This is a genomic window from Thainema salinarum CENA647, assembly GCF_057732415.1.
The window spans coordinates 1,493,922-1,518,622 of the sequence record NZ_JBYJZJ010000022.1; the positions used below are offsets into that span (position 1 = coordinate 1,493,922).

At 50.1% G+C, this 24,701-nt stretch carries 26 protein-coding genes and 1 pseudogene; 15 read left to right on the forward strand and 12 right to left on the reverse strand.

Features of this window, described 5'->3' with window-relative positions; all coding sequences use genetic code 11:
- Window positions 1-76: 76 nt before the first annotated feature.
- The 4 genes from nth to hpsL all read right to left on the reverse strand — a co-directional run bounded on the left by nth (window position 77) and on the right by hpsL (window position 5,109).
- Window positions 77-799 (reverse strand): endonuclease III, encoded by a 723-nt coding sequence (nth, locus tag AC286M_RS13405; protein WP_488204868.1) that lies wholly within the window; start codon window positions 797-799, stop codon window positions 77-79.
- Between the two features lie 190 nt (window positions 800-989).
- Window positions 990-2,081, reverse strand: a complete 1,092-nt coding sequence (gene rseP / locus AC286M_RS13410; RefSeq protein WP_488204869.1) for an RIP metalloprotease RseP — start codon at window positions 2,079-2,081, stop codon at window positions 990-992.
- 215 nt (window positions 2,082-2,296) lie between these two features.
- Window positions 2,297-3,463 carry a hormogonium polysaccharide biosynthesis glycosyltransferase HpsO gene (gene hpsO, locus AC286M_RS13415; RefSeq protein ID WP_488204870.1) on the reverse strand — a complete coding sequence of 389 codons (1,167 nt, stop codon included), beginning with the start codon at window positions 3,461-3,463 and terminating at the stop codon, window positions 2,297-2,299.
- Window positions 3,460-5,109, reverse strand: a complete 1,650-nt coding sequence (hpsL, locus tag AC286M_RS13420) for a hormogonium polysaccharide biosynthesis protein HpsL (protein WP_488204871.1) — start codon at window positions 5,107-5,109, stop codon at window positions 3,460-3,462. The genes hpsO and hpsL overlap by 4 nt, the downstream gene beginning before the upstream one ends.
- A gap of 230 nt (window positions 5,110-5,339) precedes the next feature.
- On the opposite strand from hpsL, the gene AC286M_RS13425 reads away from it, so the two are divergent.
- Window positions 5,340-5,555 carry a hypothetical protein gene (locus tag AC286M_RS13425; RefSeq protein WP_488204872.1) on the forward strand — a complete coding sequence of 72 codons (216 nt, stop codon included), beginning with the start codon at window positions 5,340-5,342 and terminating at the stop codon, window positions 5,553-5,555.
- Here the strand turns inward: AC286M_RS13425 and AC286M_RS13430 are convergent.
- Window positions 5,524-6,370, reverse strand: a protein-coding gene (locus AC286M_RS13430) for an IS5 family transposase (RefSeq protein WP_488203451.1) whose coding sequence is annotated in 2 segments (ribosomal slippage) — window positions 5,524-5,994 and window positions 5,996-6,370 — 846 coding nt in all. Because the reading frame shifts where the segments join, the coding sequence is not laid out codon by codon here. The two genes, AC286M_RS13425 and AC286M_RS13430, sit on opposite strands and share 32 nt — an antisense overlap.
- Window positions 6,371-6,376: 6 nt before the next feature.
- On the opposite strand from AC286M_RS13430, the gene AC286M_RS13435 reads away from it, so the two are divergent.
- The 7 genes from AC286M_RS13435 (at window position 6,377) to AC286M_RS13465 (ending at window position 12,140) form a co-directional block, all read left to right on the forward strand.
- Window positions 6,377-7,000: an acyltransferase family protein gene (locus AC286M_RS13435; protein WP_488208833.1), complete on the forward strand. Its 624-nt coding sequence runs from the start codon at window positions 6,377-6,379 to the stop codon at window positions 6,998-7,000.
- 11 nt (window positions 7,001-7,011) lie between these two features.
- Window positions 7,012-7,296 (forward strand): hypothetical protein, encoded by a 285-nt coding sequence (locus AC286M_RS13440; protein ID WP_488204873.1) that lies wholly within the window; start codon window positions 7,012-7,014, stop codon window positions 7,294-7,296.
- A 247-nt stretch (window positions 7,297-7,543) separates the two neighbouring features.
- On the forward strand, window positions 7,544-7,924 hold the full coding sequence (locus tag AC286M_RS13445; protein WP_488204874.1) for a cupin domain-containing protein: 381 nt from the start codon (window positions 7,544-7,546) through the stop codon (window positions 7,922-7,924).
- Window positions 7,921-8,775 carry a YwiC-like family protein gene (locus AC286M_RS13450; RefSeq protein WP_488204875.1) on the forward strand — a complete coding sequence of 285 codons (855 nt, stop codon included), beginning with the start codon at window positions 7,921-7,923 and terminating at the stop codon, window positions 8,773-8,775. Before AC286M_RS13445 ends, AC286M_RS13450 begins: the two co-directional genes overlap by 4 nt.
- A 365-nt stretch (window positions 8,776-9,140) precedes the next feature.
- On the forward strand, window positions 9,141-9,662 hold the full coding sequence (locus AC286M_RS13455; protein ID WP_488204876.1) for a phosphoribosyltransferase: 522 nt from the start codon (window positions 9,141-9,143) through the stop codon (window positions 9,660-9,662).
- Between the two features lie 193 nt (window positions 9,663-9,855).
- The gene (ribBA, locus tag AC286M_RS13460) at window positions 9,856-11,568 is read left to right on the forward strand and encodes a bifunctional 3,4-dihydroxy-2-butanone-4-phosphate synthase/GTP cyclohydrolase II (RefSeq protein WP_488204877.1); all 1,713 of its coding nucleotides are present in this window, start codon (window positions 9,856-9,858) and stop codon (window positions 11,566-11,568) included.
- Window positions 11,569-11,972: 404 nt separating this feature from the next.
- Window positions 11,973-12,140, forward strand: coding sequence for a hypothetical protein (locus AC286M_RS13465; protein WP_488204878.1), 168 nt, complete (start codon window positions 11,973-11,975; stop codon window positions 12,138-12,140).
- A gap of 258 nt (window positions 12,141-12,398) precedes the next feature.
- On the opposite strand, the gene AC286M_RS13470 is transcribed toward AC286M_RS13465, so the two are convergent.
- Window positions 12,399-13,919 (reverse strand): FAD-dependent oxidoreductase, encoded by a 1,521-nt coding sequence (locus AC286M_RS13470; protein WP_488204879.1) that lies wholly within the window; start codon window positions 13,917-13,919, stop codon window positions 12,399-12,401.
- 184 nt (window positions 13,920-14,103) lie between these two features.
- On the opposite strand from AC286M_RS13470, the pseudogene AC286M_RS13475 reads away from it, so the two are divergent.
- Window positions 14,104-15,231 (forward strand): annotated as a pseudogene (locus tag AC286M_RS13475) (cation:proton antiporter domain-containing protein); the annotation flags it as partial.
- Window positions 15,232-15,306: 75 nt separating this feature from the next.
- Window positions 15,307-15,699, forward strand: a complete 393-nt coding sequence (locus AC286M_RS13480) for a universal stress protein (RefSeq protein ID WP_488208834.1) — start codon at window positions 15,307-15,309, stop codon at window positions 15,697-15,699.
- Between the two features lie 5 nt (window positions 15,700-15,704).
- On the opposite strand, the gene AC286M_RS13485 is transcribed toward AC286M_RS13480, so the two are convergent.
- The 5 genes from AC286M_RS13485 to AC286M_RS13505 form a co-directional block, all read right to left on the reverse strand.
- A complete protein-coding gene (locus AC286M_RS13485) occupies window positions 15,705-17,021 on the reverse strand; it encodes a putative bifunctional diguanylate cyclase/phosphodiesterase (RefSeq protein WP_488204880.1) in 1,317 nt (438 codons plus the stop codon).
- Window positions 17,018-17,461, reverse strand: coding sequence for an IS200/IS605 family transposase (gene tnpA / locus AC286M_RS13490; RefSeq protein WP_488202591.1), 444 nt, complete (start codon window positions 17,459-17,461; stop codon window positions 17,018-17,020). The genes AC286M_RS13485 and tnpA overlap by 4 nt, the downstream gene beginning before the upstream one ends.
- 2 nt (window positions 17,462-17,463) lie before the next feature.
- Window positions 17,464-18,018 carry an FHA domain-containing protein gene (locus tag AC286M_RS13495; protein WP_488204881.1) on the reverse strand — a complete coding sequence of 185 codons (555 nt, stop codon included), beginning with the start codon at window positions 18,016-18,018 and terminating at the stop codon, window positions 17,464-17,466.
- Between the two features lie 197 nt (window positions 18,019-18,215).
- On the reverse strand, window positions 18,216-18,998 hold the full coding sequence (locus AC286M_RS13500; RefSeq protein ID WP_488204882.1) for a tetratricopeptide repeat protein: 783 nt from the start codon (window positions 18,996-18,998) through the stop codon (window positions 18,216-18,218).
- Between the two features lie 95 nt (window positions 18,999-19,093).
- Window positions 19,094-19,609: a hypothetical protein gene (locus AC286M_RS13505; RefSeq protein WP_488204883.1), complete on the reverse strand. Its 516-nt coding sequence runs from the start codon at window positions 19,607-19,609 to the stop codon at window positions 19,094-19,096.
- Between the two features lie 213 nt (window positions 19,610-19,822).
- Between AC286M_RS13505 and AC286M_RS13510 the strand changes: the two genes are divergently transcribed.
- Window positions 19,823-20,932, forward strand: coding sequence for a Gfo/Idh/MocA family protein (locus AC286M_RS13510; RefSeq protein WP_488204884.1), 1,110 nt, complete (start codon window positions 19,823-19,825; stop codon window positions 20,930-20,932).
- A 132-nt stretch (window positions 20,933-21,064) separates the two neighbouring features.
- The gene (locus AC286M_RS13515) at window positions 21,065-21,412 is read left to right on the forward strand and encodes a hypothetical protein (protein ID WP_488204885.1); all 348 of its coding nucleotides are present in this window, start codon (window positions 21,065-21,067) and stop codon (window positions 21,410-21,412) included.
- A gap of 44 nt (window positions 21,413-21,456) precedes the next feature.
- Here the strand turns inward: AC286M_RS13515 and AC286M_RS13520 are convergent, their stop codons facing one another.
- On the reverse strand, window positions 21,457-22,140 hold the full coding sequence (locus tag AC286M_RS13520; RefSeq protein WP_488204886.1) for a phosphoribosyltransferase: 684 nt from the start codon (window positions 22,138-22,140) through the stop codon (window positions 21,457-21,459).
- A gap of 182 nt (window positions 22,141-22,322) precedes the next feature.
- On the opposite strand from AC286M_RS13520, the gene AC286M_RS13525 reads away from it, so the two are divergent.
- The 3 genes from AC286M_RS13525 to AC286M_RS13535 all read left to right on the forward strand — a co-directional run bounded on the left by AC286M_RS13525 (window position 22,323) and on the right by AC286M_RS13535 (window position 24,631).
- Window positions 22,323-23,024, forward strand: coding sequence for a uracil-DNA glycosylase (locus AC286M_RS13525; RefSeq protein WP_488204887.1), 702 nt, complete (start codon window positions 22,323-22,325; stop codon window positions 23,022-23,024).
- 145 nt (window positions 23,025-23,169) lie between these two features.
- Complete coding sequence (locus AC286M_RS13530) at window positions 23,170-23,508, forward strand: P-II family nitrogen regulator (protein ID WP_488204888.1); 339 nt, start codon at window positions 23,170-23,172, stop codon at window positions 23,506-23,508.
- Between the two features lie 463 nt (window positions 23,509-23,971).
- Window positions 23,972-24,631 carry a hypothetical protein gene (locus AC286M_RS13535; RefSeq protein ID WP_488204889.1) on the forward strand — a complete coding sequence of 220 codons (660 nt, stop codon included), beginning with the start codon at window positions 23,972-23,974 and terminating at the stop codon, window positions 24,629-24,631.
- Window positions 24,632-24,701: the final 70 nt, after the last annotated feature.

Here is a 24,701-nt window from a genome sequence, read left to right on the forward strand (position 1 = left end):
GTTTTGGTAGATTTTGATAGTTGATATGCCGTGCAAAGCGCGGCATATCAACTATCAACACTTACTTGACACCGCACTAGGTTGATGTCTGAAGCTGATCCTGCAGTTGCTGTTGCAAGTACCGTTTACCTTGGAGCTGTTCCTTGACGGCAGGATCAACACTGGTGCAAAGGTCAGCTAGCTCACAGCGATCGCACATGGGTTTACGCGCATCACAAACTGCTCGACCGTGATAAATCAACCGAATTGACCAGTTTTCCCAGTCTTCTTGAGGCAAGAGCTTCATCAGATCCCGCTCAATTTTCTTGGGATCAGTATTCTTCGTTAATCCCAGACGGCCACTCAGCCGCTTAACGTGGGTGTCTACTGTAACACCTGCATTAATGCCAAAGGCATGAGCTAGCACCACATTCGCCGTTTTGCGAGCCACACCAGGCAGTGTGAGCAATTCTTCCATTGTCTTGGGAAGCTGACCACCAAAGTCTGACACAATCTTTTGGCAGGCTCCCTGAATATTTTTCGCCTTGTTGCGGTAGAAGCCTGTGGAACGCACCAATGTTTCGAGTTCTTCCCGGTCTGCTGCCGCTAGTGCCTCGGCTGTGGGAAATCGGGCAAATAGCGCTGGTGTGACCATATTGACCCGTTCATCGGTACATTGAGCCGAGAGGATTGTTGCCACTAGCAACTGGACTGGCGTTTCGTAATCTAGCGAACAGGTTGCATCTGGATAGAGCCGCTTCAGGCGCACTAAAATTTCGAGCGCTTTTTGCTTCTTGGAAACGCGACGGGTTTTAGTCATTGTGTTTTAGTCATTGATAGATCTTCTAAAAAACAAGCTCTCTATAGGAACGGGTTTATTGGATATTTTCTGCCATTTCACAAGTGTAGGGGCAGGTTCTGTTCGCCAATCTGGGTGGAACCCAAGATTTAACAACAAAACCCGCCCCTACTACTGAATGACGTGTGGGTAGACAGTTACTGCAAAACAGTTATTGCAAGAATTGCTGGAATACTTCCAGTTGCGTTGTATCTCGCACAATCAGGAAGACACCTAACCCCAGGAGTAACACCAATCCAGTTTGCATAACGTTTTCCTGAATACGCTGGGGTAGGGGCTTACCGCGCAGTCCTTCAATCAACAAAAAGGCCAGTTGACCGCCATCCAGTGCAGGTAGCGGCAGGATGTTAATAATGGCGAGGTTGATACTGATAATTGCGGCAAAGGGAAACAGGCTGGCTGCATTGTTTTCGGCGAGGCCAGCACCCTGCTCAACAATTTTCACAGGACCACCAACTTGGCTAGCCACCTGGGAGAAATTCGTGGCTAGCGAAACAAAGCCTTGAACCACATCAATCAGCCGCGCCTGAAACTCAGCCGCTGCCATCGTAAAGATCTCAAATATGTTGTCTGCTTTGCGATACTGAACGGAACCATTCGGAATCAGTTGCACACCAATGCGCGATACGCCATCGTCTTCTACAGTCGGAGTGACCGTTACTGGCAACAGGCGGCTGCCTCGCTGCACCACCATTTTGATGGGTGCACCAGGGTTATCCTGAATCTCCTGCATAAAGGTCTTAATTGCCTGTTGGGAGGCATCGAGTTCTTGACCATCAATTTCCAGGATGACATCGCCAGCTCGGATACCTGCTTCAGCCGCAGGGGAGGATTCAGAAACTAACTGCGGCACCATGACGCCGGGTTCGTAGTTGAAAGATTCCGGCACGCCCACGCCTGCAAACTGGACGACGAAGACAAGGTAAGCAAAGACTAGATTGGCAACGACTCCGGCACTGATCACAATGGCGCGATCCAAAATGGGGCGATTTCGCAGCAAGTTAGGATCATTGGGTGGAATGTCGCTGTCGGGATCATCATCCGGGAAGCCGACAAACCCGCCCAGGGGAAACGCTCGCAAGGAATATTCGGTTTCAGCGCCCTGATACTTCCACAGAATGGGGCCAAACCCAATGGCAAAACGATTGGCGTGAATTCCCTGTAGCCGAGCGGCCATGAAGTGGCCTAGCTCATGGACAAAAATCAGAAGTGCAACAACTGCGATCGCGGCCAGTACGGACATAGTCTTTCTTTAAAGTTGCTATACGGTGCTGATAATCTTATCCATTCTACCGTTCGGAGATTATAGGTGTAGGAATCTGGGTGGGGTTGTGTCTTTGGGCAGAGATTATTTTGGATTTTGGATTGCTGATTTTGGATTGACGATTGGTGATTTTAGATTGAACCGAATTCTGTGTCTTAGCGTTTCAAAATCTAAAATCCAAACTCTAAAATCACTCACAAAGATCGATAAAAATCCAAAAGCTGCTTCGCCAAGGCTCGGTTAGTGTAGTGAACCATAGCTCGCTGATAGCCACGCTGACCGATTTGGTTGGCAAATTCGGTATCGTTCATCAGTTGCAGCAGGCGATCGCGCAGTTCTCCAGCATTTTGTTCAGGAAAGACGAGTCCTGCGTCTTGAATCACATGGGGAATTTCGCCGGAATCTGAACCAATGACAGGGACGGCGCAGGCCATCGCCTCAATCAGGACGTGACCAAACTGCTCTTTCCAGCCTACTGATGTCAGCGTTTTAAATTCCGTCAAGTCCGTCTCAGACGGCAGCACCAGCGTGTCCATTGCGTTGATGTAATCGGGCACCTGATCGTGAGCAACGCTCTCGACCCAAATAATGCGATCGCAGATTCCGGCTTTAGTCGCTGCTGCTGTTAACTTCTCTTTCAGCGGCCCTCGACCCAGCATCAGCCATTTCCAGGGCCGATCGGTCAGTCCTGCTAGCGCTTGGCACAGCGTCATCAATCCTTTTTCGGGGACAAAGCGCCCGACAAAGCCAACGACAAATTCGTGATCTTGAATGCCTAGACTAGCGCGGAGTTCGGGCTGTGGCGCTGGTCGAAACAGTACTTCGTCAACTCCCAACTGGGGCATAACGGCAACCGGGCCAGTGTAACCGCGATCGCGCAGAATATCAGCACCATCCTGATTGCCAACAACCAGACCATCAGTATGCTTCAGGTTATAGGCTTCTAGCAGCGACACGGGAAACTTGAGGTCGTAGGGCAAGTTCCACCAGGTGAAAAAGACGTTCTTTGCACCCAAGCCCAAAATGCGATTGAGCGTGATGGTTTCAATATACGCTAGCGATTTGGAGCCCTGCTCCACCTGAATAATATCGGGCCGAAACTCTCGCAAAAGCGTCATTAAATCGGCACCAAAGCAGAGCATCCCCTGATTGTTTTGGCTGAAGTTGGAGACAGGCACAATCCGAAACGCGCCTTCATTGCGTGGCTCAGGTTCAACGATATCTTTTTGGACGCCGCCCGGTCGCCAGCGTTTGGGAACAACGACTGTGACTTCAATATCGGGTTCAAGCTGCGCCAGCGATCGCAGTTTTTCGCAGTTCAAATCAACGATATAGGTATGGCTAGCAACGAGAATTTTCATGTCACTTTGGCTCGTTTTCGCGATTGACGTTTTTTCTTTTTACGCTTTTTAGCCGCTTTGGGATCTTCGACCGGACGGGGATTTAACCGCTCCTGCTCCTCCAGCTTGGGCAAGCTGAGAATAATGCCAACGGCAAACCAGAAATACACTGCCACCGGATCGACATCGAGCGGATAGTAGTAAGGGAAATAGCTGATAAACAGCACAAACACCCACAAACAGGCCCCGTAATTCCGCAGCTCATGCTGCTTCACTGATCGATAGACCTTGAACGTTGAAACCACCAGCGTAGTAAACAGTCCCAGCAATGCAAACAGACCCAGCGGGCCAATTTCGTACAGGACTTTGGGATGATAGGTCTCTACTAATGCAGTCTTCCCAAACGTCCGGGCAGAATTGGTAGCCCGACCCAATCCTCGTCCAAAAATTCCTTCTTGCTGCGAAACGGCCCACTCAATTTGCTCTTCAATAAAAGCCGTTGGTGGCGAGGCTTGCCAGCGAGATTGAAAACTCTCAACCCGTTCTTGGACAACGGCAGGATTATTGGCCATCGCAATTCCCAAGATCAGCGCCAAACCTACCCCCACGGGGATGAAGCGTTTCAAGTTAGCGATTTGACCAGACAAAATGAGCTGAATCACAATGGCCACGGGCACCAGCGCCAGCGCAATTCGCTGCCCAGACAAAACTGCCATCATGAACGTTACAGCGAGGGACACCAAACCTGCAATCCGCCAGTACCATTTCGGATCGCTAAAAGCGACGGTAAAGCCAAAAAACGCACTGGAAATGAGAAACCAGCCCCACTGCCACGGGGCCACAAACGTTCCCGGCAAGCGAATTTGGCCCTGTTCGGGCGTATAAAGCAGCGCCCCACCCACAAAACAGCGGGCCTCAATTGAGGCTTGGAACAGATCTGCACCCGTTCCTGTTGTGCCTTGGCAACGCCCAGTTTTGAGGAACATGTACTGCACGAAGGCCAACGCACAGCAGGTAATGATCAGCCCGACCTGCATCCGCAAGAGGAGTTCTAGATCTTTGCGATCGCGAATCAGATAAAACGTACAGGTAATCAGCGGTAGATAGCCAATCAGCACTTTCAGACCCAAAATGCCCATCAGAATAGGCTGTTCGCCTTTGCTGGTCAGTTGCTGTAGGCCATTCACAAACAGCAGCGTCGCAAAGCAAAACGTCAGCAAAATGCCCAGCGGCACCTGAATGGATTTGGGGATCACAAACGGCTGCTTTTGCTTAACACACAGCATAAATACGGCAATGCAGGCCGGGATGTAGAACGCATCCTTAGCCAACTGCAGCACCGGACTACCGGATGACGAGAGGGTGTAGGTGACTGTGCCCGAAAACGGCATGTAGAGAATAAAGCCATACAGCGCCGCCCGAGGAAACTTATAGGACAGCACTAAACAGATGATGCCCGCAGCCAGTCCGGCCCCGATAAATGCGCCGCCAATCAGGCCGACAATAATGCCCAGCAGTACCGACCCAAATACAACAGACAGGATAAACTGAGTATTCTTTTTACGAATCCGTTTGGCTTTGCGCTCTAGCGCCAGCCGTTCTTTCAAACTCAGTTCAGACGGCGGCACCGCTGCTGCAGCGGTCTGTTTAGATTTCGTTTTGGGCATGGTTCATGATGGGCATGGTGGGCATGGATCGATATGTGCTTGATAATTCCGAAAACTGAAGATGGATGCCCCTTCTGTTCGCCCTCTATTTTAAGCAATAGACCTTGAGCACAATCGGCTCACTTGGTTCCACAATGCCCACTCTCGGCACAAAAACGAACAGCACAGTCTGAAATAATCAATCTGAAATAATCAGACTGTGCGATTAGGAGTTCCAGGGATCAAGCATCATGTCAATACTAGCCAACCGCTTTGCGGCCATTCGCTCAGTCGCTCGATCTCAATCGGCTCCACGCAGCTTGACGGTTGATTTATTAAGGGCTGGGGCATTACTCTACGTCGTTGGCTTTTGGCACTTGTTTGAATATGCCGATGCACTCAATTTCCATAAAAACTCTGTCACCAGCTTAGAGCCTATCCGAAAACCTCAGATGAGCGAAATGTGATGACCGCACTGGCAAGTTGTAAGAACGCCAGATAGTTTTCGGGCTTCTTCTCCCAGCGGATCAACAGACGGCGAAACCGATTCATCCACGAATGAGTCCGTTCGACCACCCACCGTCTGGCCCGATAGTTGGGAATGTCGTGAATCACTAGGTCACCCTCGTTTTGAGGCGGAATATGCCCTTGATAGCCCCACTGCTTGAGAATCTGGCGCACCGGGTGATAGTCGTAGCCGCGATCCAGACAGAGATGTCTTGATTCCTCGTCCTCCACATCCGGTGGCACCAGCGGTTGAGCCTCTAAAGTTACCTCAACAAGTTTCATGTCATGCCGATTAGCGGGTGCGAGCACAAAGGCCAGTGGGATGCCGTTGCCATCGGTTAAAACCGAGCGCTTGGTGCCCAACTTGCCACGGTCAGTCGGGTTGGGGCCTGTCTTTTTTTCCCCCCAGTGGTGCTTTGACCATCGCACCATCCATCGATTGCCAATGCCAGTCCACTCCTTGAGTGCGGGCATACTCCATCAATCCCGCCTGCCAAAAGCGAGCAAACGTGCCGTTGGTTTGCCACTCTTGAAAGCGGTCATGCACCGTACTGGAGGCCCCTAAACACCGAGGCAACGCATTCCACTGACAGCCGGTGCAAAGGATGTAAAAGATCGCATCTAAGGCTTGGCGATCATCCATGCGAGGGCGGCCTCCCTTAGGCTTGGGTGGCTCCTCTGGAATCAGAGGATGCAGGCGCTCCCACAGCTCATCGGGCACCCGATAACGAGGGTCAATTTCGACGGTTGAACGAGGAGGCGTCACGGTAGACATCTGGGACTGCTCCTATGGCGACACCTTCACCTTAAGCACTCATCTCTCGAACAACATCGGTTTTCGGATAGGTTCTTATTCACCCACGTCTGTTTAGGGCTGTTCGTGTTTATATCAGGATTTGTTTTGGCGCAGCGCTACTCATTTACTAATTGCGATCGCATCTGGACATTCTATTGGCGGCGCTGGCGGCGAATTTACCCTATGTATTGGATAGCGCTAACTGGATTCTGGCTCTTGCAGCAAATTGATGGGCTGACCTATCTGCGGGCCACGTTTTTGACCACAGCTCTTCCCTTTCTGCCGCTGACAACACTGTGGTTCATTCCCGTGATCATGATTTACTATGCGCTGACGCCGATTTACTTATATAGATATCAAAATCAAAATCAAACTAAATTTGCGATCGCGCTGACGCTCATTCTCTATATCGTGCTCCTGCTAGTCTTTTTCGTAACCAATGCCGTTGATCTGCGTTTAATTCTCTACTTACCAGCCTTTGCCTCTGGCATCACACTGGGACAGCAGGCCAAGCTGCAGCAACTGCTCCATCACAACTGGATCATTGGGATCTGCCTAGCCGGGTTTGGGGGACGGCGCTTCTATACTCCAAGCTTGAATTTGGCTTAGCGCACATTTTAGTGACAGATGTTGCTATTGGCTTGGCCCTTCCAGTCTTGTGGTATGTGGCCGATGCGATCGCATCTCGGCTTCAACATCCTCAATTGCTGCATTGGGTTCACGTCATTAGCTACGCCAGCTTTGCCGCTTACTTAATCCATCGTTTAACGTTCCATCTCGGCCAAGTCCTCTATAACCCGACAACAGTGTGGGGCTCCCTGCTCTACTGGATGGGCATCATGCTCCCCCTAACGTTTATCATCGCCTATGGATTTCAGCGACTCTACGACCGTGTCATGTTGTGATGAACGAAGTTTCGATGATCGAAGTGCGTTCCATACGGCACTTCAATCATCAAAACTCAGCAAAATGCACCGACTCGTAGTTATAAACCCCAACAGGGTTGAAAAGTAGAGTTTTCCCTGAGGGAAAACTCTACTTTTCAACCTGGATTTGGTTTAACTATCTCATTTTTGACTTAGGTCAAGGCATCTTCCGCTCGATTTTCTTAGTCTGTAAACATGCACTGGATCGTTTTCAAGCGAGATCACAATGACAACTACAGTTTTGGCCATGCAACCCGCTGCCCTCCAGATTCATGATCTGCTGGAATATCCGCAGACAGGCATTTTGAGCAAGGTGCTGCTACAAGATAGCCATTGTCAGTACACCCTATTTTGTCTAGCCACAGGCACAGATATATCGGAACATACTGCTAGCCGCAATGCCACGGTTCATGTTTTAGCTGGGCAGGGCACACTGACACTGAACGGTCAGGATATTCACCTGGAACCGGGCACATTTGTTGTTATGCCAGCCCATGCGCCCCACGCCCTCTCTGCTACCGATAACCTAGCTTTTCTGCTCACTTTTTCCGAGTCTGCTTCTGAATCTGCCTCGGCCTTGCGATCGCAGGAGCAGGCCGCGCAGTGACCACTTCAAAATCCCACCCGGATCAAGCCACCCCATCAACACCAACGCCAACTCAACCACCAATTCAATCCACCTCGCGGACTTCCGCCTGGTATCGTCCCACTGTCTCTCCTGAACATGGCGTTTACGTGGTGCTACTTGGCTCATTTATAACGGGTGCTGCCGCTGCTCAACACTGGACATCCGCCACGACACTGGCTCTAATTTGCGCGATCGCCGGATTTCAGGCTGAGCATCCGTGGGTACTGCAAATCAAGCAGCGCAGCAGTTGGAAACCCCGTTTCCTGGTGTGGAGCAGTCTCTACACCAGCATTGCTCTTGGCATTGCGATAGAGCTCTATCTGCAAACTTCACTGCTGTTGTGGCTTTATCTAGGGGCGATCGCAGCGTTTGGGATTGATGCGATCGCAGTTTTTCACCATAAACAAAGGGCGATACCCAATGAGCTAATTACGTTTGCAGCAGTTTGCTTAGCAACCCCCTTCGCCTACGCAGCGACAATGGGCACAATCACAACATCAGTAATGGGACTGTGGCTATTGAACACGCTCGTTTTCAGTAGCGCCATTTTTACGGTCAAACTCCGTAAGCCCAAAACGCAGTCGGTGCTGCCAGGATTGATCTACCACAGCATTGCAAGCCTACTTGTGGCAGGCCTTTGGTACAGTGGCGGGCTCGCCGCTATCCCTGCCTTGGCATTTGGCGTAGTGCTGTGCAAATTCGGCGTAATTCTTGGACGGCGCACCTGGTATCAGACAACTCGCATCCAGCATGTGGCTCTCCTCGAAACCGCTTCCGCCCTAATCTATCTGACAATTGCTGCGAGTTCTCTGATCGGCTTTATTCACTAAACTGTTTTGCTAAACTGCTTTGCGTTTTCCCTCGTCAAACCGCTGCCGCATCGGCACATCACATCCGCACGTCAGGGCTAATTCCCCAAATTGGTACTACTTACATCTTGCACCTTGCACTTTGAGAACCCGAAGAGGTTACTTTATCGCCGCATCGCGGCAACCAAATAACCCTTCTGGGTTTTGGTGCAAGATGCGAGTATTACAGGTCGCAGTAAGATGAACCGCGAAACTGGCTGAACGCGATATGATGTCTGCAATTTGGGACAAACACCCAAACTGCGGGATACGTCACCAGTTTTGGGTGTTTGACTGCTGATCAATTTTGTTGTGTCATTTCTAAACCGTTTATAACTGTTGCTGCTATGCCAGAAATTTTTGTAACCTGGCCAGATTACCACCAGAAAATTGAGCATCTGGCAAAACAGATTTATGACTCCAGGTGGGAATTTAATCAGGTGATCTGCCTTGCCAAAGGTGGTTTGCGAGTTGGCGATATCATTGCTCGGATTTACGATGTGCCCCTAGCTATCTTGGCCACGTCATCCTACGGCGGCACAAAGGGGCAAACTCGTGGTGCTATTACCTTTGCCAATGATTTAACTAAAACGACCGCAAATCTAGGCAGCCATGTTCTGCTGGTGGACGATTTAGTCGATTCCGGAATCACGCTGCAAAAGTCGCTGGTTTGGCTGGATCGTCGCTATGGCTTTTATGTGGAAGAAGTCCGCACCGCCGTACTTTGGTATAAAGACTGTTCGGTGATTGAGCCGGATTATTATGTCGATTTTCTACCGAACAATCCCTGGATTCATCAACCTTTTGAGCCGTATGAGCACATGCAACCTGCCGATTTACAGACAGCTCCCGTGCAGGCCACCGAATAGCACTCACTTAGCTTGCTTCAGAATTGCCATTCAGTCAGTCCTATCGTAGGGTAGACAATGCCTGCCACTCTTCAAGCAAGTCCTATTGTGAGGGTGGGGCAATGCCCAGTATGCTTTTCCCTTGCTTCCTCATAATTCCCAGTCTGATCCAGACCTACAGGACAGATTAAACGGGATACAATTTGTATTAACTATGATGAACACTGACTCTGGGTTTCAATTTGATTCGATTGACGCCGCGATCGCAGATTTAAAGGCGGGGCGTTCTATCGTGGTCGTAGACGACGAGAATCGCGAAAATGAGGGCGATGTCGTCTGCGCCGCACAGTTTGCCACACCCGACATGATTAACTTCATGGCGGTCGAGGCGCGGGGATTAATTTGTCTAGCCATGACGGGCGAGCGGTTGGACGAACTGGATTTGCCGCTGATGGTTACGGCTTCGTCGTTTGAAGACCAAAACGAGCAAACGGCGTTCACCGTCAGTATTGATGCCGCCCTCCATTTAGGCGTCACGACGGGAATTTCTGCCGACGACCGGGCGAAAACCATTCAGGTTGCGATTAACCCCAGCGCTAAGCCGATGGACTTGCGCCGTCCCGGCCACATTTTTCCGCTGCGGGCGCGGGACGGCGGCGTGCTGAAGCGGGCTGGCCATACGGAAGCAGCGGTTGATTTGTCACAGCTAGCGGGTTTATATCCCGCAGGCGTAATTTGCGAAATTCAAAATCCCGATGGCTCGATGGCTCGACTGCCAGAGCTGATCGAGTACGCCAGAACCCACAATCTGAAGCTGATCAGCATTGCCGATCTGATTTCCTATCGGCTCCAGCGGGAGCGGTTCATCAAGCGGGAAACCGTAGCGGATTTGCCCACCCAGTTTGGCCATTTCCACATTTACGCCTACCGCAACTATCTGGATAATACGGAACACGTTGCTATTGTCAAAGGCGATCCCGCCACGTTCCAAGATGAACCTGTGATGGTGCGGGTACACTCCGAATGTCTGACGGGCGATGCCTTGGGATCGCTGCGCTGCGACTGCCGGATGCAGCTCCAGGCTGCACTGAAGATGATTGAGAATGCTGGCAAAGGCGTTGTCGTGTACCTGAAGCAGGAAGGTCGCGGCATCGGCTTGGTGAATAAGCTGAAAGCTTACTCGTTGCAGGATATGGGACTCGATACGGTTGAAGCCAACGAAAAGCTAGGCTTACCTGTGGATCAGCGCAACTACGGTATGGGCGCGCAAATCCTCAACGACATCGGCGTCAAGCAGTTTCGCCTGATCACCAACAACCCTCGTAAAATTGCTGGACTTAAGGGCTACGGCCTGGAAATGGTGGATCGGGTGCCGCTGCTGATTGAAGCGACGGTGCATAATGCCGCTTACCTGACCACCAAAGCCGAAAAGCTAGGCCACTTGATGATTCAGACTTATCTGGCGACGGTGGCCATTCAGTGGCAGGATGATCCCCAGTCTGTGACCGAGCGCTATGACCGCCTGGAAAAACTGCGCTATCTGGTGCGGGAGCATGATTTGCTGATTCAAGAAGAAGCGAGATCGCTAGCGGTTGCCCTCTTCGGTCGCTCCTCTTTGACGGTACATTTGGGGCTCGATCAGCCCTTCTTAGCCTCTGCAGACTGGTATAAGGATGCTCATCATCCCTATGTGGAAGCGATTGTGAAAATTCTGGATGAGCTGGCTCAGTGGCCGTTTGTGCAGCAAATTGAGTTTCTGATTTCCAGCGGCGCTGATCCTCTGACTAATCTACAGGTGCAGCTTAATCGGCAAATTTTCCGATTGGATGCCGCATCCGATAGCGATGCACTGATGCCCTCTGACCTGCGGAACCAGTTAGAAATGCAGCGCATCTACGTATTTTCACGTCATACACCAACGGATTAGCGTCCACTTCACACAGAATGTAGGCGGACTGTTAACAATTCGATTTAGGGCTGAGAGTCCTGCTGTAGAAGTGATCTCAACCATAAGAAACGTTCATAACGTGCCATTTATCCGCACTTTGTAACGCAATATGTTGACCCTAGAATGATTGCGTTAGGATGTTGCGGGCAAAGCGCGATCGCAACTGTGAATTACTATCCGACTGCAATGCGTAAAACCCTGATGAAATCTAGCCGATCGCTATGTTTTGTTAATTTCAAAATCAGTTGATTTATCCCATTTAGCGTTTCGACCTCTGTTGTGGACTTCTGACAGATGGTTGGGCAAACTTCCGCAATCCTACGCTGGATGATTGAATCCATGCTTTGGCACAGTCGTCTACAGTGACAACTACCGCAACTGTCATGAATCATCGTATGAAATTGCTCCTCAACACTGTTGCATCCGGGCACGGCAAATTAGGAGAGATAGATGTGAAACAACAGTTTCAATGGTGGACAATCGCCATTCTACAAGTCGCGCTGCTGGCTTCAGCGCCCTTAATGATCAAGCTGCTCTCGCAGCTTCCGTAGCTAGCTATTCATCAAAACTGAATCGATACGTTTGCGACCTACAGTTCTACATGCCTAATATTAAGTCCGTGTCTAGGAAACCTGTTTATTTGTTGTGAAATGCTTGCTAAGCAAGCATTTCACAACAAATAAACAATGGGTTTTCAACCGGATTTCATCTAAGTTATGCGCTTAAGTAAAGTCAATATTTTCAGGAAAGCTACGCGCAGCTTTCCCGAAAATACACGTCCTAACCTACGGGCGTAGTGTCATTATCAATCATTGTTCTAGAGCAGATGGTTCTAGAACAGATGCTCGTTCTAGTTGTGCTTCAGGGTTAATTGGCGTCTGGTCAACCGATGGCATCGTCTTTACAGCACGCGCATCTAGCGGTGACAGATTCACCGGACGACCGGGTTGAAGACCAAGCAGGAGCTTCATCACTCGCCAGACGATAAACGGCTGAAACAGGGCTGTTGGCGGTTTAACCATGTGAAACACCTCCAACAGTATGCGCTGAATGCGGGGACTGTCGGTAACCGCAATAAACAGCAGATCCAAGTAGCGATGCATCATTCGTACTAGGCCACTGGGCTGTGCGCCTACGGTGGTCGGCCAGCGAAAATCTTCGCTGGTGGCCATCATCCACGGCTCCTTGAGTAAACGACCCAATTTGCGGCGGAACTGGCGATCCAGTGTTGTCAGCGATCGCAGTTTTGTGTCCTGGTTTCCATTCAACGGATGCTGCTGCAGACAATCTCCCAGTAGCCTGGCACTGAGGGCGGCCACAGTCATGCCCTGACCGTAAACGGGATTAAATGCACAGACCGAGTCACCCAGCGCCACCAGTCCTGCTGGAAAACGCGACAGCGCTTCATAATGACACCAGCGATTTTCGGTGCGGCGATAGGCATAGATGGGGCTAATCGGGTCAGCCGTTTCTATCATGTCTGCGATCGCAGAATGGCGTAGACTCTGGGCAAATTCCATAAATCCAGCCTCATCAGTAGGCGGATAATCCCCACCCATACCCGCCAGCAGCAGCGCCCACTGATCCCGTTCCACAGGGTAAAGAATGGCCGCACGAGAATGATGAGGTGGTTTGGCCGAGATCATGGCCACTTTCCAGTCTTGAGTCTGAGCCGCTGGAATCCTATACCAGCGTGTGCTGTAGCCCAGGAAGGAGTTAATTTTGGTTTCCTCCGGTGGCGTATAGCCCAACTCAGTCAACCACTGCGGCAGTTGTGAATTGCGCCCGCTGGCGTCAATCACCAAATCCGTTGCCAGGGCTGAATCCTGATCGCTGTCGAGATGATGAAGCTGCACGCCAACGATCTGCGATCGCATTGTATCCGTCAGCAAGGTTTTAACTGTGGTGCGCTCCTGCCAGTCAATGCGAGGATTCTGGTGCAATCGCTGGCGCAGGTGCCACTCTAGGCAAATGCGGCTACAGGTGCGGGTCGTCAGCCCAGAATCGCTGCGTGGCATCCAGCCCTCTGGTCCCAACCAAAGGATATCCGCTGTCCAGTCCACAGCGGGCGCACCGACATCAGCCAGCTCTTGCATCAGTCCAGGAAATAAATCTTCCAGCAGGCGCGATCCCTGAGTCAGCAGGACGTGAATCTGGCGACTTTGAGGCGTACCGGGCCGAGCCTGAGGAGCGCTAGAAATGCGATCGCGCTCCACAATCGTCACTCGATCAACGTGATCGATCAGAACGCGAGCCGCCAGTAGACCGGCAATACCGCTACCAATAACGACAGCGTGAGAGGATTGGGGGAAATCAATTGATGGGGGCATAGAATACAGTCCAGATGAGTTCGGTGAGAATCTGATGACCTGATGGCTGAGTATGCCTCCAGTTTATGCGCTAGCTTGAGCGCCTGATCTACCCCCCACGCGCCATTCTGTTGCATCTAGTTCAAGTAATTCTGCCGGAAAAGCTGGTAAATACATGTTAGAAAGTGTGCTTTGGATTTTGTTGATGGGCTTCTTTGGCGGTCAAATTGCCCATCGTTTAAAAGCTCCGGCACTGGTTGGCATGGTGCTTGTCGGAATTTTGCTGGGGCCACAGGTCGGCAACGTCCTCAGCGCAGGCGTTCTCAATGCCGCTGACGATCTGCGCACGATTGCCGTCATGGTGATCCTGATGAAAGCAGGTCTCGGTCTGGATCGCGAGAAGCTAGTTCAGCAAGGTTCGGTGGCGCTGCGGCTGGGCTTTTTACCCGCTGCTTGTGAAGCGGTTGCGGTTGCGATCGCAGCCGTTATGCTCCTCAATTTCAACTGGCCCACAGGTTTACTCCTGGGCTGCATCATCGGCGCAGAGTCGCCAGCGGTGATCGTTCCCGGTATGCTGCGACTGAAGAGTTTGGGCTGGGGCGTGACCAAGGGCATTCCCGACGCGATTTTGACCGGGAGCGCCCTGTCAGATGTGCTGATGCTGCTGGTATTCAGTTTACTGTTATCGTTTTTGTCCCAAGGTGCGATCTCAGGTATCACGCTACCCGGTGGCGTTACGCTCAGCAGCGTACAGTTGCTACCAGTTCAGGTCATTGTCCAAATCGCTTTGGGCTTAGTCCTAGGCTGGCTGCTGGCACGATTGCTCGTGTCCCTACTGGCCAAGCAGAACTGGACGCAAAATGCGGTACAAGATGCGATTGTGGCGGCGAGTTTGGCACTCCTGCTAGTTGTCTTTGCGGAACAGTTTCCCTGGTATTCCGGCTACTTGGCAGTGATGGCCGCCGGATTTTTCCTGATTGAACTGGATGCTCCCCTGGCGCGACGACTGCGGGGTGGCTTCGACAGCTTGTAGATAGTGGCACAAATCATTCTCTTCGTTCTGCTGGGCGCAAGCATCCAAATTCAAGCGCTGGAAGAAACATTTCGGGTGGGACTGCTGATTCTGGCGATTGGGACGCTGATTGGTCGGACGCTCGGCTGGTACCTGTCCACGCTGGGCAGTAACTGGAACTGGCAAGAACGCTTGTTTCTGCTACCCGGCAATTCCGCTAAAGCAACGGTGCAGGCCGCAATCGGTGCGATTCCCCTAGCCGCTGGTGTGGATGGAGGAGAAGAAATACTTGCGATCGCAGCCCTTTCTATCCTGATAACTGCTCCGCTAGGCGCGTGGGCCATTCCCACGTTTGCACCCAGGTTACTGGAACGCGGCGATGTTGACCCTACAAAAGTGACAGTTACATGCCAAGTAACGCTGCTGGCCGCCGTCGATACCTCACCACTTGCGCCAACAGTTCTCAAACAAGCAGCAGATTTGGCCCGCCGCAGCGATGCTCAGGTGGTGGTGCTGCACGTTCAGCAGGTTGACGATCCCGAAGGACTGGAACAATTACGAAACCACACCCAACGACTCTTAGGCGATATCCGCTATCAGTTTGTCACAATTACGGGATCAATTCCGGAAGCGATTAATCAAACCGCTCAAGACTGGAACGCCACCGAAATCATCATCGGCAAACGTGGGCATCGTCCGCTAGATGAGCTATTTGTCGGATCGGTGTCGCAATCGGTTTTAGAAACGAGTCCGATTCCGGTGATGATTGTTGACGATATTACTGTCTGATAACGTCAGCAATTTTCAAATTTAGTTTGCTCTAATCCTTTCTCTAGCAAACGGCCTGCTTCACAACTATTTACAGGTTTTGAGAACAAGAAACCTTGCCCATAATCACATTTTCGCTCTTTAAGCCAGGTCAAATGACGGATTTTTTCTATACCTTCTGCGACCACTTTCACCTTAAGGCTATGTGCTAATCCAATGATCGATTGGGTGACATTGAAGCTAGTATTTGGATTATTATCATCAATCTCAGAAATAAATGATTTATCGATTTTAAGAGTGTCGATTGGAAGCTTATTGAGATAGGTCAAAGATGAATAACCAGTGCCAAAATCATCAATAGCTAGCTGTATCCCTAAATCTTTCAGTTGATGAAATATTTTGATAGAGTGCGATACACTTTCCATGATTGTACTTTCTGTAATCTCAAGCTTGAGCTTGTAAGGATTAATATCATATTTTTGAATAACTTCTTTCACCTGCTCGACTAGCTCAGCACCTACTAGCTGTTTAGTAGAAACATTGACATGGATTGAACAGGCAGTTGAAACATTGAGATTTTGTTGCCAATAGTTTAGTTGTTTACAGGCTTGATTAAGCACCCAACCACCAATATCGCAAATTAAATTTGTCTCTTCAGCAATGGGAATAAAAACTTCAGGGCTAATGAAGCCAAGCTCTGGATGATTCCATCTAATTAGTGCTTCAAATCCAACAATCTTATAATCATAAAGGGATACAATTGGCTGATAGTAAAGCTGTAGATCCTGATTCTTTGCAGCTTTTCTTAAGTCGTTATCCAACTGGAGGCTTTTGATAGCCTGTTGATGCATCTCTTGATCGAAAACAACAAATTTTGATCTGCCCGTGGTTTTGGCACGATACATTGCTATGTCTGCATCTCTCATGAGTTCTTCTACAGATTGATAGTTAAGGGAACTCATGGCTAAACCAATACTAATACTGCAGTAAAGCTCATGCGAATCGATTTTTAATGGCCTTGTTAAATAGTCCTGCAGTCTCTCTACAATAGTGATAGCTTGATCCAGCGTTTCTAGCTTGTCGAGTAATATTGCGAACTCATCGCCTCCTAAACGCGCAACCATATCAGCATTACGTACAAACTTACCCAGCGCTTGGGCAATCTGAATTAAGAACTTGTCCCCTATCAAATGTCCCAAGCTATCATTGATCATCTTAAATCGATCGACATCAATGAAGAGAACGGCGAAATTATGATTTTCTTCTATATTTTTTCTAAACTCTAATGTTCTTTTAACTCTAATGAAATACCCCGCCGCAAGCGGACGGGGTATCAGAATCAAAAAAGAGCAAGTTGATTATCCCGATGCAATTTGAGGTAATCTTTGCCTTGGGCTTGAACATATTTGGCGATCATTCCTTCATCCCCGTGGCGGCCTACTGTACTCGCAAAATATCCATCACTCCAAAACTCGCCTCCCCAAAGTTTCTGCTTCACTTGAGGGCATCGTTTGAAGACTTCTCGTGCAGTTAAACTTTTCAGCATCGTTACCAGTTTGGTCACACTATAGGTCGGCACGGACTGCACTAGAAAATGGACATGGTCTTTGTCCACTCCAATTTCGACAAACTTCACCTCGTAGCGTTTCTCGATTTCGAGGCAGACCTCTCGCAGAACCGCATCTACTTGCTCATCAAACACAACCCGTCGATACTTTGCTGGAAACACTAAGTGGTATAGCAAAACTGTTACGTTATGACTCTTGTGGATGTACTCACTCATTCTTAGATCTTACGCCGCAGAGCGGCGGGGAATGGACCCAAGAGATTCAAAAAAGATTCTCTACTGGCAAGACCAGTTAGTTCATCGATAAACGGATTTTTTTGTGTATGAGTAGAAGTTGTTTCTATAGGCTCTTTTAGGTTAACATTTTCGCTTTTCAAGTTATGAATAGACGCACCTGACACAAAAGAAACTAGATTAGAAACGAAGTTTTCAAATAGCTGATTTTGTTCTAGGATCAACTTTTGATCAAAAAATATTGCATGAACTCCTTTTTGAAAAGTGACTATATCGAGCTGGTTTAATTTATGAACTAAAACCCTCTGACCGTTCACAAGCAAACCATTTGTACTCGTGCGACCTTCTAAATCACCGTCGATTATCCACAGGTAGCCATCGGAAAAGTAAACAGTTGCATGACATCTTGATACACCTTTGGATGTGAGAGTTATATTATCTTTTATACTGCGGCCAATAGTGAAGGGAGTATTTTTTATTTTTTCAATATAATTCTTTTTGCTTTCTTTTACGACAAAAAAATAGTTATAGTCATTCATGGCGCAGATCAAATAGGTTCAGATCAGTAAAGCTCTGAGCTAATGCAATGTTGAAATCGATGCACTTACGTTTTGATTTTTGATTAGGTCAAGAACTGAAGATCATTAGTTCTGTTTATAGCTCATAGCTTAGTATTCCCATAATGCTGTAACTGATATCACGAGCGATACAAGCTAAAGCTAGAAACCAATAAATTTTACTGTTGTTGATTCAGCGCATCCTGCCGCACTTTATCTAGCACCTTGATTTGTGGTTTTGATAGACCCGCTTTGATTAAATGACTGAGGTAAGACTTATCGCGATATCGGTTATCACGAAACATCGCCCGATCATAGGCTGCCTGAGCCGCTGCCATGTCGCCGCCGCCAGCTTCGGCCAAAGCCAGCGCTACCCAGGTATGGGGATTGTAGGCTTCTAGCTCGGTAGCACGCTGAGCATGTTGAATTGCCGCATCGTAATCCTTTAGCCGCTCATAGGCCAAGCTGAGATTGTAGTGAGCAATTTCGTTGTATTCATTGAATTTAAGCGCCTGGGTATGAGTTGCCACCGCATCGTTGAGCGCACCCTGCACCAGGTAAACAATCCCGAGCGCATTCAGAGCCTCAACATTCGTCTCATCGTACTGAAGGGCTGTCTTCAGAGTGTTGGTCGCCTGCTCACCCTGCCCCGCCAAATGCTGCGTCCAGCCCAGCACTACATAACCGTAGGAGTTAAACGGATCAATTGCCACAGCCTGCTTCAGAGTTGCGATCGCATCCTCGAAATTTCCCTGCTCCCGATAATCTAGCCCCCGCTGCCGATAAATGCTGGCAGTGGTTTCATCAATCAAAAAATCGGGATACCGCAAAACCGTGACGCTCTCAGTAGAAATTTCATGGGTTTGGAACGCCAATGGAGTCTCTTGACCACAACCCACTACGAGCAAGCATCCACTCAAAATCGCCCGAAATCCCCACCGTGCCTGATGTGTCAGCACCATCTCAACTGCCTACTGCATTCTATGAACTCCATTCCCAATTTTTGCAGTAATCAGCCGCCCCTCGTCTACTCCTCTACGTCAAATTTTTGAAACTCTCACAGCACTCTTTGCGCCAGCGACTTTTGCAAAAACCACAGGCCAATCGTTCCAGACGATGCAATCCAGAGATTGACGCCTAACTGCGATCGCCCGCTGATCATGCACAGACTGCCAGTGACGACCAGAAACGCCGACATCGTGCCCGCAATTCCCACCATCAGCCGCATCATTGACTGCGCCTGCATCACCCACTCCAGCAGCTCCTCCGGCTGATCCAACGGTACATCGGCCCGTTGAGCCAGTTGAAAGGATTGATACTTCGTTGCCTCAATGTGGTAGTACGTACCCAATTCCGGATCGCGCAGGCTGGCATCCGACTCCAGACCAAACTGCTTGGCCTGTGCGATCGCAGCCCGGATTTGCTTTTTAGTGGCCAGCGGCTGTAGCGCTTCAAACACGGATTCACGGTAAACCCCCGTCTTCGCCATTGCCAGCACCCGTTCAGTCAGTTCCATCTCTGATAGCTCTGCTCCTGCCGCCGTCCCAGATTGCGATCGCGTCGTTGTGCTCATAGTAGTACTGATGCCAATGCTGCGATAATAATTCTGTACTAATTTGCTTATTGTAAAGCGTTTTGTCCCAAGTGGAGCACTTTAGTTTTCTGCCACAGGTTTACCCTCACGCTTCACTCCTCACACCTCACGCCTCACCTCCTCCCCCGCTTGTAATCCCCTCCCCCAAACCGCTACGCTAAATGCGTGAGTCTTGGATGTTTGAGGATTGATATGGCTGGGTCAACGATTCGTGTCGCGGTAGTTGGAACTGGATTTGGACAAAAAATTCACTTGCCGGGGTTCCAAGCTCATCATCGGACTCAGGTGGTCGCGATTTGCAATCACGACTTAGCGAAGGCCAAAGACATTGCCCAGGCGCATGATATTCCCCATGCCTGTCAAACCGTTGAAGAAGTCGTAGCGCTGCCAGATGTCGATGCGGTGAGCATCACCACGCCGCCCTTTTTGCACTATCCGCAGGCGAAAACCGTTCTGGAAGCGGGCAAGCATGTGTTGCTAGAGAAACCAACCACGCTAAATGTGACTGAGGCGCTGGAGCTGTATTGGTTGGCTCAGCATAAAAATGCGATCGCAGGTTTAGATTTTGAATTTCGATTCGCTCCCTCCTGGCAGCGGCTACATGAACTGCTGCGAGAGAACTACGTCGGTACGAAGCGGTTTATCAGTATTGATTGGCTGGTGCCCGGTCGGGCCGATCCGAACCGCAGTTGGAACTGGTACGCCCAAAAGGAGAAAGGCGGTGGCGCACTAGGCGCGGTCGGGTCGCACATTTTTGATTATGTAGACTGGCTGTTTGGCAGAGTTGATCGGCTGTCGGCGCGCCTGAAAACAACCATTACGCAGCGTCCCGATCCGGAGACAGGCGAGTGGAAAGCGGCGGATTCGGATGATGTCTGCTCGATTCAAATGGATTTAGCAGATGGAACGCTCTGCCAGGTCAATCTCAGCTCTGCCACCTATGCAGCACGAGGACACTGGGTAGAAGTCTATGGCGATCGCGGCACCTTGGTTCTCGGCAGCGATAACCTCAGCGACTACGTCCACGGCTTCAAGCTCTATGGCGCACCAGTCGGTGAGGAACTGAAGGAACTCGAAATTCCGGAGCGGCTGCACTTCCCAAAAACCTACAGCGATGGTCGGCTTGCACCGTTTATTCGCGTCGTGAATCACTGGGTTGAGTGTATCGACGCAGGCCAAATGACCGCCCCATCGCTGCGGGAAGGCGTTTACTCGCAATTACTGATGGATTTAACTCACCGCTCAAATGAAACAAATGCCTGGATCGAGGTGCCGTCCTTTGAGCAATTTATTGGCAGTTAAGTAAAGCTTCATGAAGTACGACTTTTGGCATGACTTCATCATCGAAGGACAGAAGATTACGTTGGGCTATGGCAAATTATTGGTGGACTGAAAGAAAAGTTTCCGCAAGCAAATTCTGCAGAAATTCGCTCAATGACTGTTGAAGCCATTCGAGAGGTTCTTGAGACGGGCTTCATGCATCTTGGCATGTTTGAATCCAAGGCAGAAAAGATCCCGGAAGCGAAATCTCGCACCTACTCAAGCAGCGACGGTAATCCTCGTGAGGCTCTTCAGCAACTTTGGGAACTGCACAGCGGCAAGAACTTAGAATACAAAGTTTGGGATCTCGATATCGATAGCAACATTCAACGAATTGAAACAGAATGGGATGAACTTGGCAGAGAGCCAAATATTGGCGAAATTGCTTGGTTGGAAACCTCAGAAAAAGGTGAGAAAGAGGCGGAACGTATCCTGGAAGCGAGAAAAGCTAGCACGGATTAACCTAACGCGCTCAACTATTCAAGCTGCCTTCTGCATCAATTCCTCTAGTTGGAAGACGCTAGCCAGTGATATTGATGGGCTAAACAGTCGGCCACTTCTTGAGGGGTCGTTTGTGGGAAGTCTTGATAAAAGCGGCTGACGCTGAAAAATGGGTCGGGCGTGGCCAGAATGATACTGCGATCGCACCATTCGTCTAGCGTGGGCAAAATCTGCGGCGGAGCGACGGGTGCGCCCACCCAAACCTGGGCTGGATGCTGGGCACGGATTGCTTTAATCGCAGCGGCAATCGTCATGCCTGTGGCGATGCCATCGTCAATGATGATGGCGATTTTGCCCATTGGGCTGACCTGGGGCCGCAGGTTCATGAACTTATCCTCTTGTGCTTGAGCCGTTGCCTGAGCTGCCGACAGCGCAGTTTGCCAAGCGCTCGATTCCGTATTTAGGCCAATTCGTCGCGACGGATAGACGACTTGGCCGCTGGTGGTGACGGCTCCAATCGCTAACTCTGGCGCGCTAGGTTCGGTGATTTTCTTGGCGACCACAATATCGAGCGGACAGGCTAAACGCTGTGCTACCTGTTCCGCAATGGGGACGCCACCTTTGGGCAATCCATAGACAATGGGATCAGTCCAAGCTGCCCGCGCGATCGCAGCTTCTCGTTCAGCCCAAATCGCTGCTGCCAAGCGCAGTCCGGCATCGACGCGATCTTTAAATAATGGTTGGGACATCAGGTTCCCCCTCGCTTATCGCCTTGGGATTACCTTCATCATGCCAAGTTTTTGCCCCATTTTCCTCTCGCAGGAGGTGGAAGCAAACTAAACTAAAGGTTTTACAATAATGGCGACTTGTTTGCGAAATTGCGATCGCAGCATCTATCCCTGTCCGTACTGACCGTCACATCATCAGACTCATGGCTGACGAACAAATTAATCTATTTGGCGCTTCAGAAACCGCCGTATCCCCCACCGACATCGACCTGGATCAAATTCCCACTAGCGCCAGCGTCCCCATCCCAGCGGGTACCTACGATGACCTAGAGCAGATTGTCGTTCACTGCAATATGTGCCATCGCTGCGATTTGGGCGCAACCCGCACCTATGCCGTTGTCGGTCGCGGTAGCCCCAGTGCGCCGATCATGATCGTCGGCGAAGGCCCAGGCCAAAACGAGGACGAAACCGGACAGCCCTTTGTCGGACGGGCGGGACAACTGCTGGAAAAAATTCTGGCAGCGGTGCAGTTGGATAGCTCAAAAGACGTATACATCTGCAACATCGTTAAGTGCCGTCCCCCCGGCAACCGCACTCCCACAGCTGATGAATCTGCGGCCTGTCTGCCCTATCTGATGGAGCAAATTCGCATGGTTGATCCCAAAATTATTCTGCTGACGGGCGCAACCGCCGCCAAAGGCTTAATCGGCGAGAAGCGCGGCATTACCAAAATTCGCGGTCAGTGGCTTGAATGGGAGGGACGGCTCTGCATGCCGATTTTTCACCCCGCTTACCTACTGCGGAACCCATCTCGTGAGAAGGGCAAGCCCAAATGGCTGATGTGGCAAGATATTCAGGCCGTTCGCGCCAAGCTGGATGAGATTCGCGGCACCTCATTGACGTAGCTCTGGGAGACAAATCCAGAGACTAATGATAATCTCTGAGGGAAAACGTAATCGTTGCAACAAAATGCTCCTAGCCGACAGTGCTAGAAACGGTTGTGCTAGTGAGCATGGAAAAATACGATAATTCAGGAGCTTCAAGGGCCATATGAAAAAAATCGAAGCTATTATTCGTCCTTTTAAGCTAGACGAGGTCAAAATCGCCCTCGTTAATGCTGGCATTGTGGGTATGACAGTGTCTGAGGTGCGTGGTTTTGGTCGTCAGAAAGGTCAAACCGAACGGTATCGCGGTTCTGAATATACCGTTGAGTTTTTGCAGAAACTCAAAGTCGAGATTGTCGTGGAAGAAGACCAAGTCGATATGGTGGTCGATAAGGTAATCGCCGCCGCTCGTACAGGCGAAATCGGAGACGGCAAAATCTTCATCAGCCCTGTAGATGAGATTGTGCGGATTCGGACAGGTGAAAAGAACTTGGAAGCGATCTAATCCGCTGATATAAACCTGAGCCTAATTTTTACGAAAGTTCAGCGACACTGGTCTTTCGCAAAAGATTAAAGCTTTTCTAAGCAAATTCGCTTTCGGCACCAACTGTAAGATTTGAGTATAAAAAGAGTTTGAAAAAGGCTGAACAAGAGTGTTCAGTCTTTTTTGTTGTCGCACACCACCCTCTACAGTCAGGCTGGATATTACCCTATGGGCATGACTAAACCAAAGCGCTAGCGTAACCCAGCAAACCATCGATGGTGTCGGTTTTTGCGGTGCTCAACCCAACCTACTGAGAAACCACCCTCGACTCCCTTGACCTCCCCTTACAGCCTCAAACCCCTTTACAGCCCACCTACCCATCCACCCATCTACCCTCCCACTCATCCACTCCTCACTCAAAATTCTGGGATAAGCTCTAATTAGACTAACTAGATCGATCGTCCGAGTGAGTTACGAGACCAACATGAGTTCTTTTTGGCAGCGCGCCTTTCGCTTACCCCAAACCTACTTGCTCCTCGTTGGAGCGGGTTTAGGCTATTTAGCTTTGCTGGTGTGGGTTGGCACTAGACCATTAGTCATTTTGATCGGAGGCGCGATCTCACTTGCTATGATCGGCCTCTGGTTTCGGCGACTGCGGCCTCAGAACTTCTCCAACGAAGTAAACGTGCTGGATGCCGATGTCTTCTTTGCCCGACTCAAAGCACTCGAAACCAAAACCTCTCCCAGCCAAACCAAACGCCGCGAATGGCTCGACTCCTACCGCTGGACGCAAGCCTGCCACCAATATGCTACAGGTATCGCTCAGCGCAGCCCTACCTTGTCATCTGATTTAGTCGAAACCCTGTATACCGTCTTGGGACTCTTCGACCAAGTCGTAGAATCACTTAACGCCCTCGAACAGGTCAAAACCGACGAGTACCGCCAGATCACCACGCAGCATCTACATGCCAGTTGCGATCGCTTACACGAAACCCACAATCAGCTCCAGCAACTGCAAGACCAAATCCTCATCTCCGGCCTCTCCCGCGAAGCCCTCGGCCAAGATTCCAACCTGCCGATGCGCCTGCGAGTGGTGATTGACGCTAACAAGACTGCGTTGCAGCCACCGCCGTCTAGAGAGTGAGGAGTGATGGGGTGGATGAGTAGGAGGGTAGATGGGTAGGTGAGTAGATGGGCCGTAAAGGCCATAGATG

Bases quoted from the DNA above. Each gene is read 5' to 3' on its own strand.
- nth (WP_488204868.1), bottom strand. From the start codon at position 799: ATGACTAAAACCCGTCGCGTTTCCAAGAAGCAAAAAGCGCTCGAAATT.
- rseP (WP_488204869.1), bottom strand. From the start codon at position 2,081: ATGTCCGTACTGGCCGCGATCGCAGTTGTTGCACTTCTGATTTTTGTC.
- hpsO (WP_488204870.1), bottom strand. From the start codon at position 3,463: ATGAAAATTCTCGTTGCTAGCCATACCTATATCGTTGATTTGAACTGC.
- hpsL (WP_488204871.1), bottom strand. From the start codon at position 5,109: ATGCCCAAAACGAAATCTAAACAGACCGCTGCAGCAGCGGTGCCGCCG.
- AC286M_RS13425 (WP_488204872.1), top strand. From the start codon at position 5,340: ATGTCAATACTAGCCAACCGCTTTGCGGCCATTCGCTCAGTCGCTCGA.
- AC286M_RS13445 (WP_488204874.1), top strand. From the start codon at position 7,544: ATGACAACTACAGTTTTGGCCATGCAACCCGCTGCCCTCCAGATTCAT.
- AC286M_RS13455 (WP_488204876.1), top strand. From the start codon at position 9,141: ATGCCAGAAATTTTTGTAACCTGGCCAGATTACCACCAGAAAATTGAG.
- ribBA (WP_488204877.1), top strand. From the start codon at position 9,856: ATGATGAACACTGACTCTGGGTTTCAATTTGATTCGATTGACGCCGCG.
- AC286M_RS13465 (WP_488204878.1), top strand. From the start codon at position 11,973: ATGAATCATCGTATGAAATTGCTCCTCAACACTGTTGCATCCGGGCAC.
- AC286M_RS13470 (WP_488204879.1), bottom strand. From the start codon at position 13,919: ATGCCCCCATCAATTGATTTCCCCCAATCCTCTCACGCTGTCGTTATT.
- tnpA (WP_488202591.1), bottom strand. From the start codon at position 17,461: ATGAGTGAGTACATCCACAAGAGTCATAACGTAACAGTTTTGCTATAC.
- AC286M_RS13495 (WP_488204881.1), bottom strand. From the start codon at position 18,018: ATGAATGACTATAACTATTTTTTTGTCGTAAAAGAAAGCAAAAAGAAT.
- AC286M_RS13500 (WP_488204882.1), bottom strand. From the start codon at position 18,998: ATGGTGCTGACACATCAGGCACGGTGGGGATTTCGGGCGATTTTGAGT.
- AC286M_RS13505 (WP_488204883.1), bottom strand. From the start codon at position 19,609: ATGAGCACAACGACGCGATCGCAATCTGGGACGGCGGCAGGAGCAGAG.
- AC286M_RS13510 (WP_488204884.1), top strand. From the start codon at position 19,823: ATGGCTGGGTCAACGATTCGTGTCGCGGTAGTTGGAACTGGATTTGGA.
- AC286M_RS13515 (WP_488204885.1), top strand. From the start codon at position 21,065: ATGACTGTTGAAGCCATTCGAGAGGTTCTTGAGACGGGCTTCATGCAT.
- AC286M_RS13520 (WP_488204886.1), bottom strand. From the start codon at position 22,140: ATGTCCCAACCATTATTTAAAGATCGCGTCGATGCCGGACTGCGCTTG.
- AC286M_RS13525 (WP_488204887.1), top strand. From the start codon at position 22,323: ATGGCTGACGAACAAATTAATCTATTTGGCGCTTCAGAAACCGCCGTA.
- AC286M_RS13530 (WP_488204888.1), top strand. From the start codon at position 23,170: ATGAAAAAAATCGAAGCTATTATTCGTCCTTTTAAGCTAGACGAGGTC.
- AC286M_RS13535 (WP_488204889.1), top strand. From the start codon at position 23,972: ATGAGTTCTTTTTGGCAGCGCGCCTTTCGCTTACCCCAAACCTACTTG.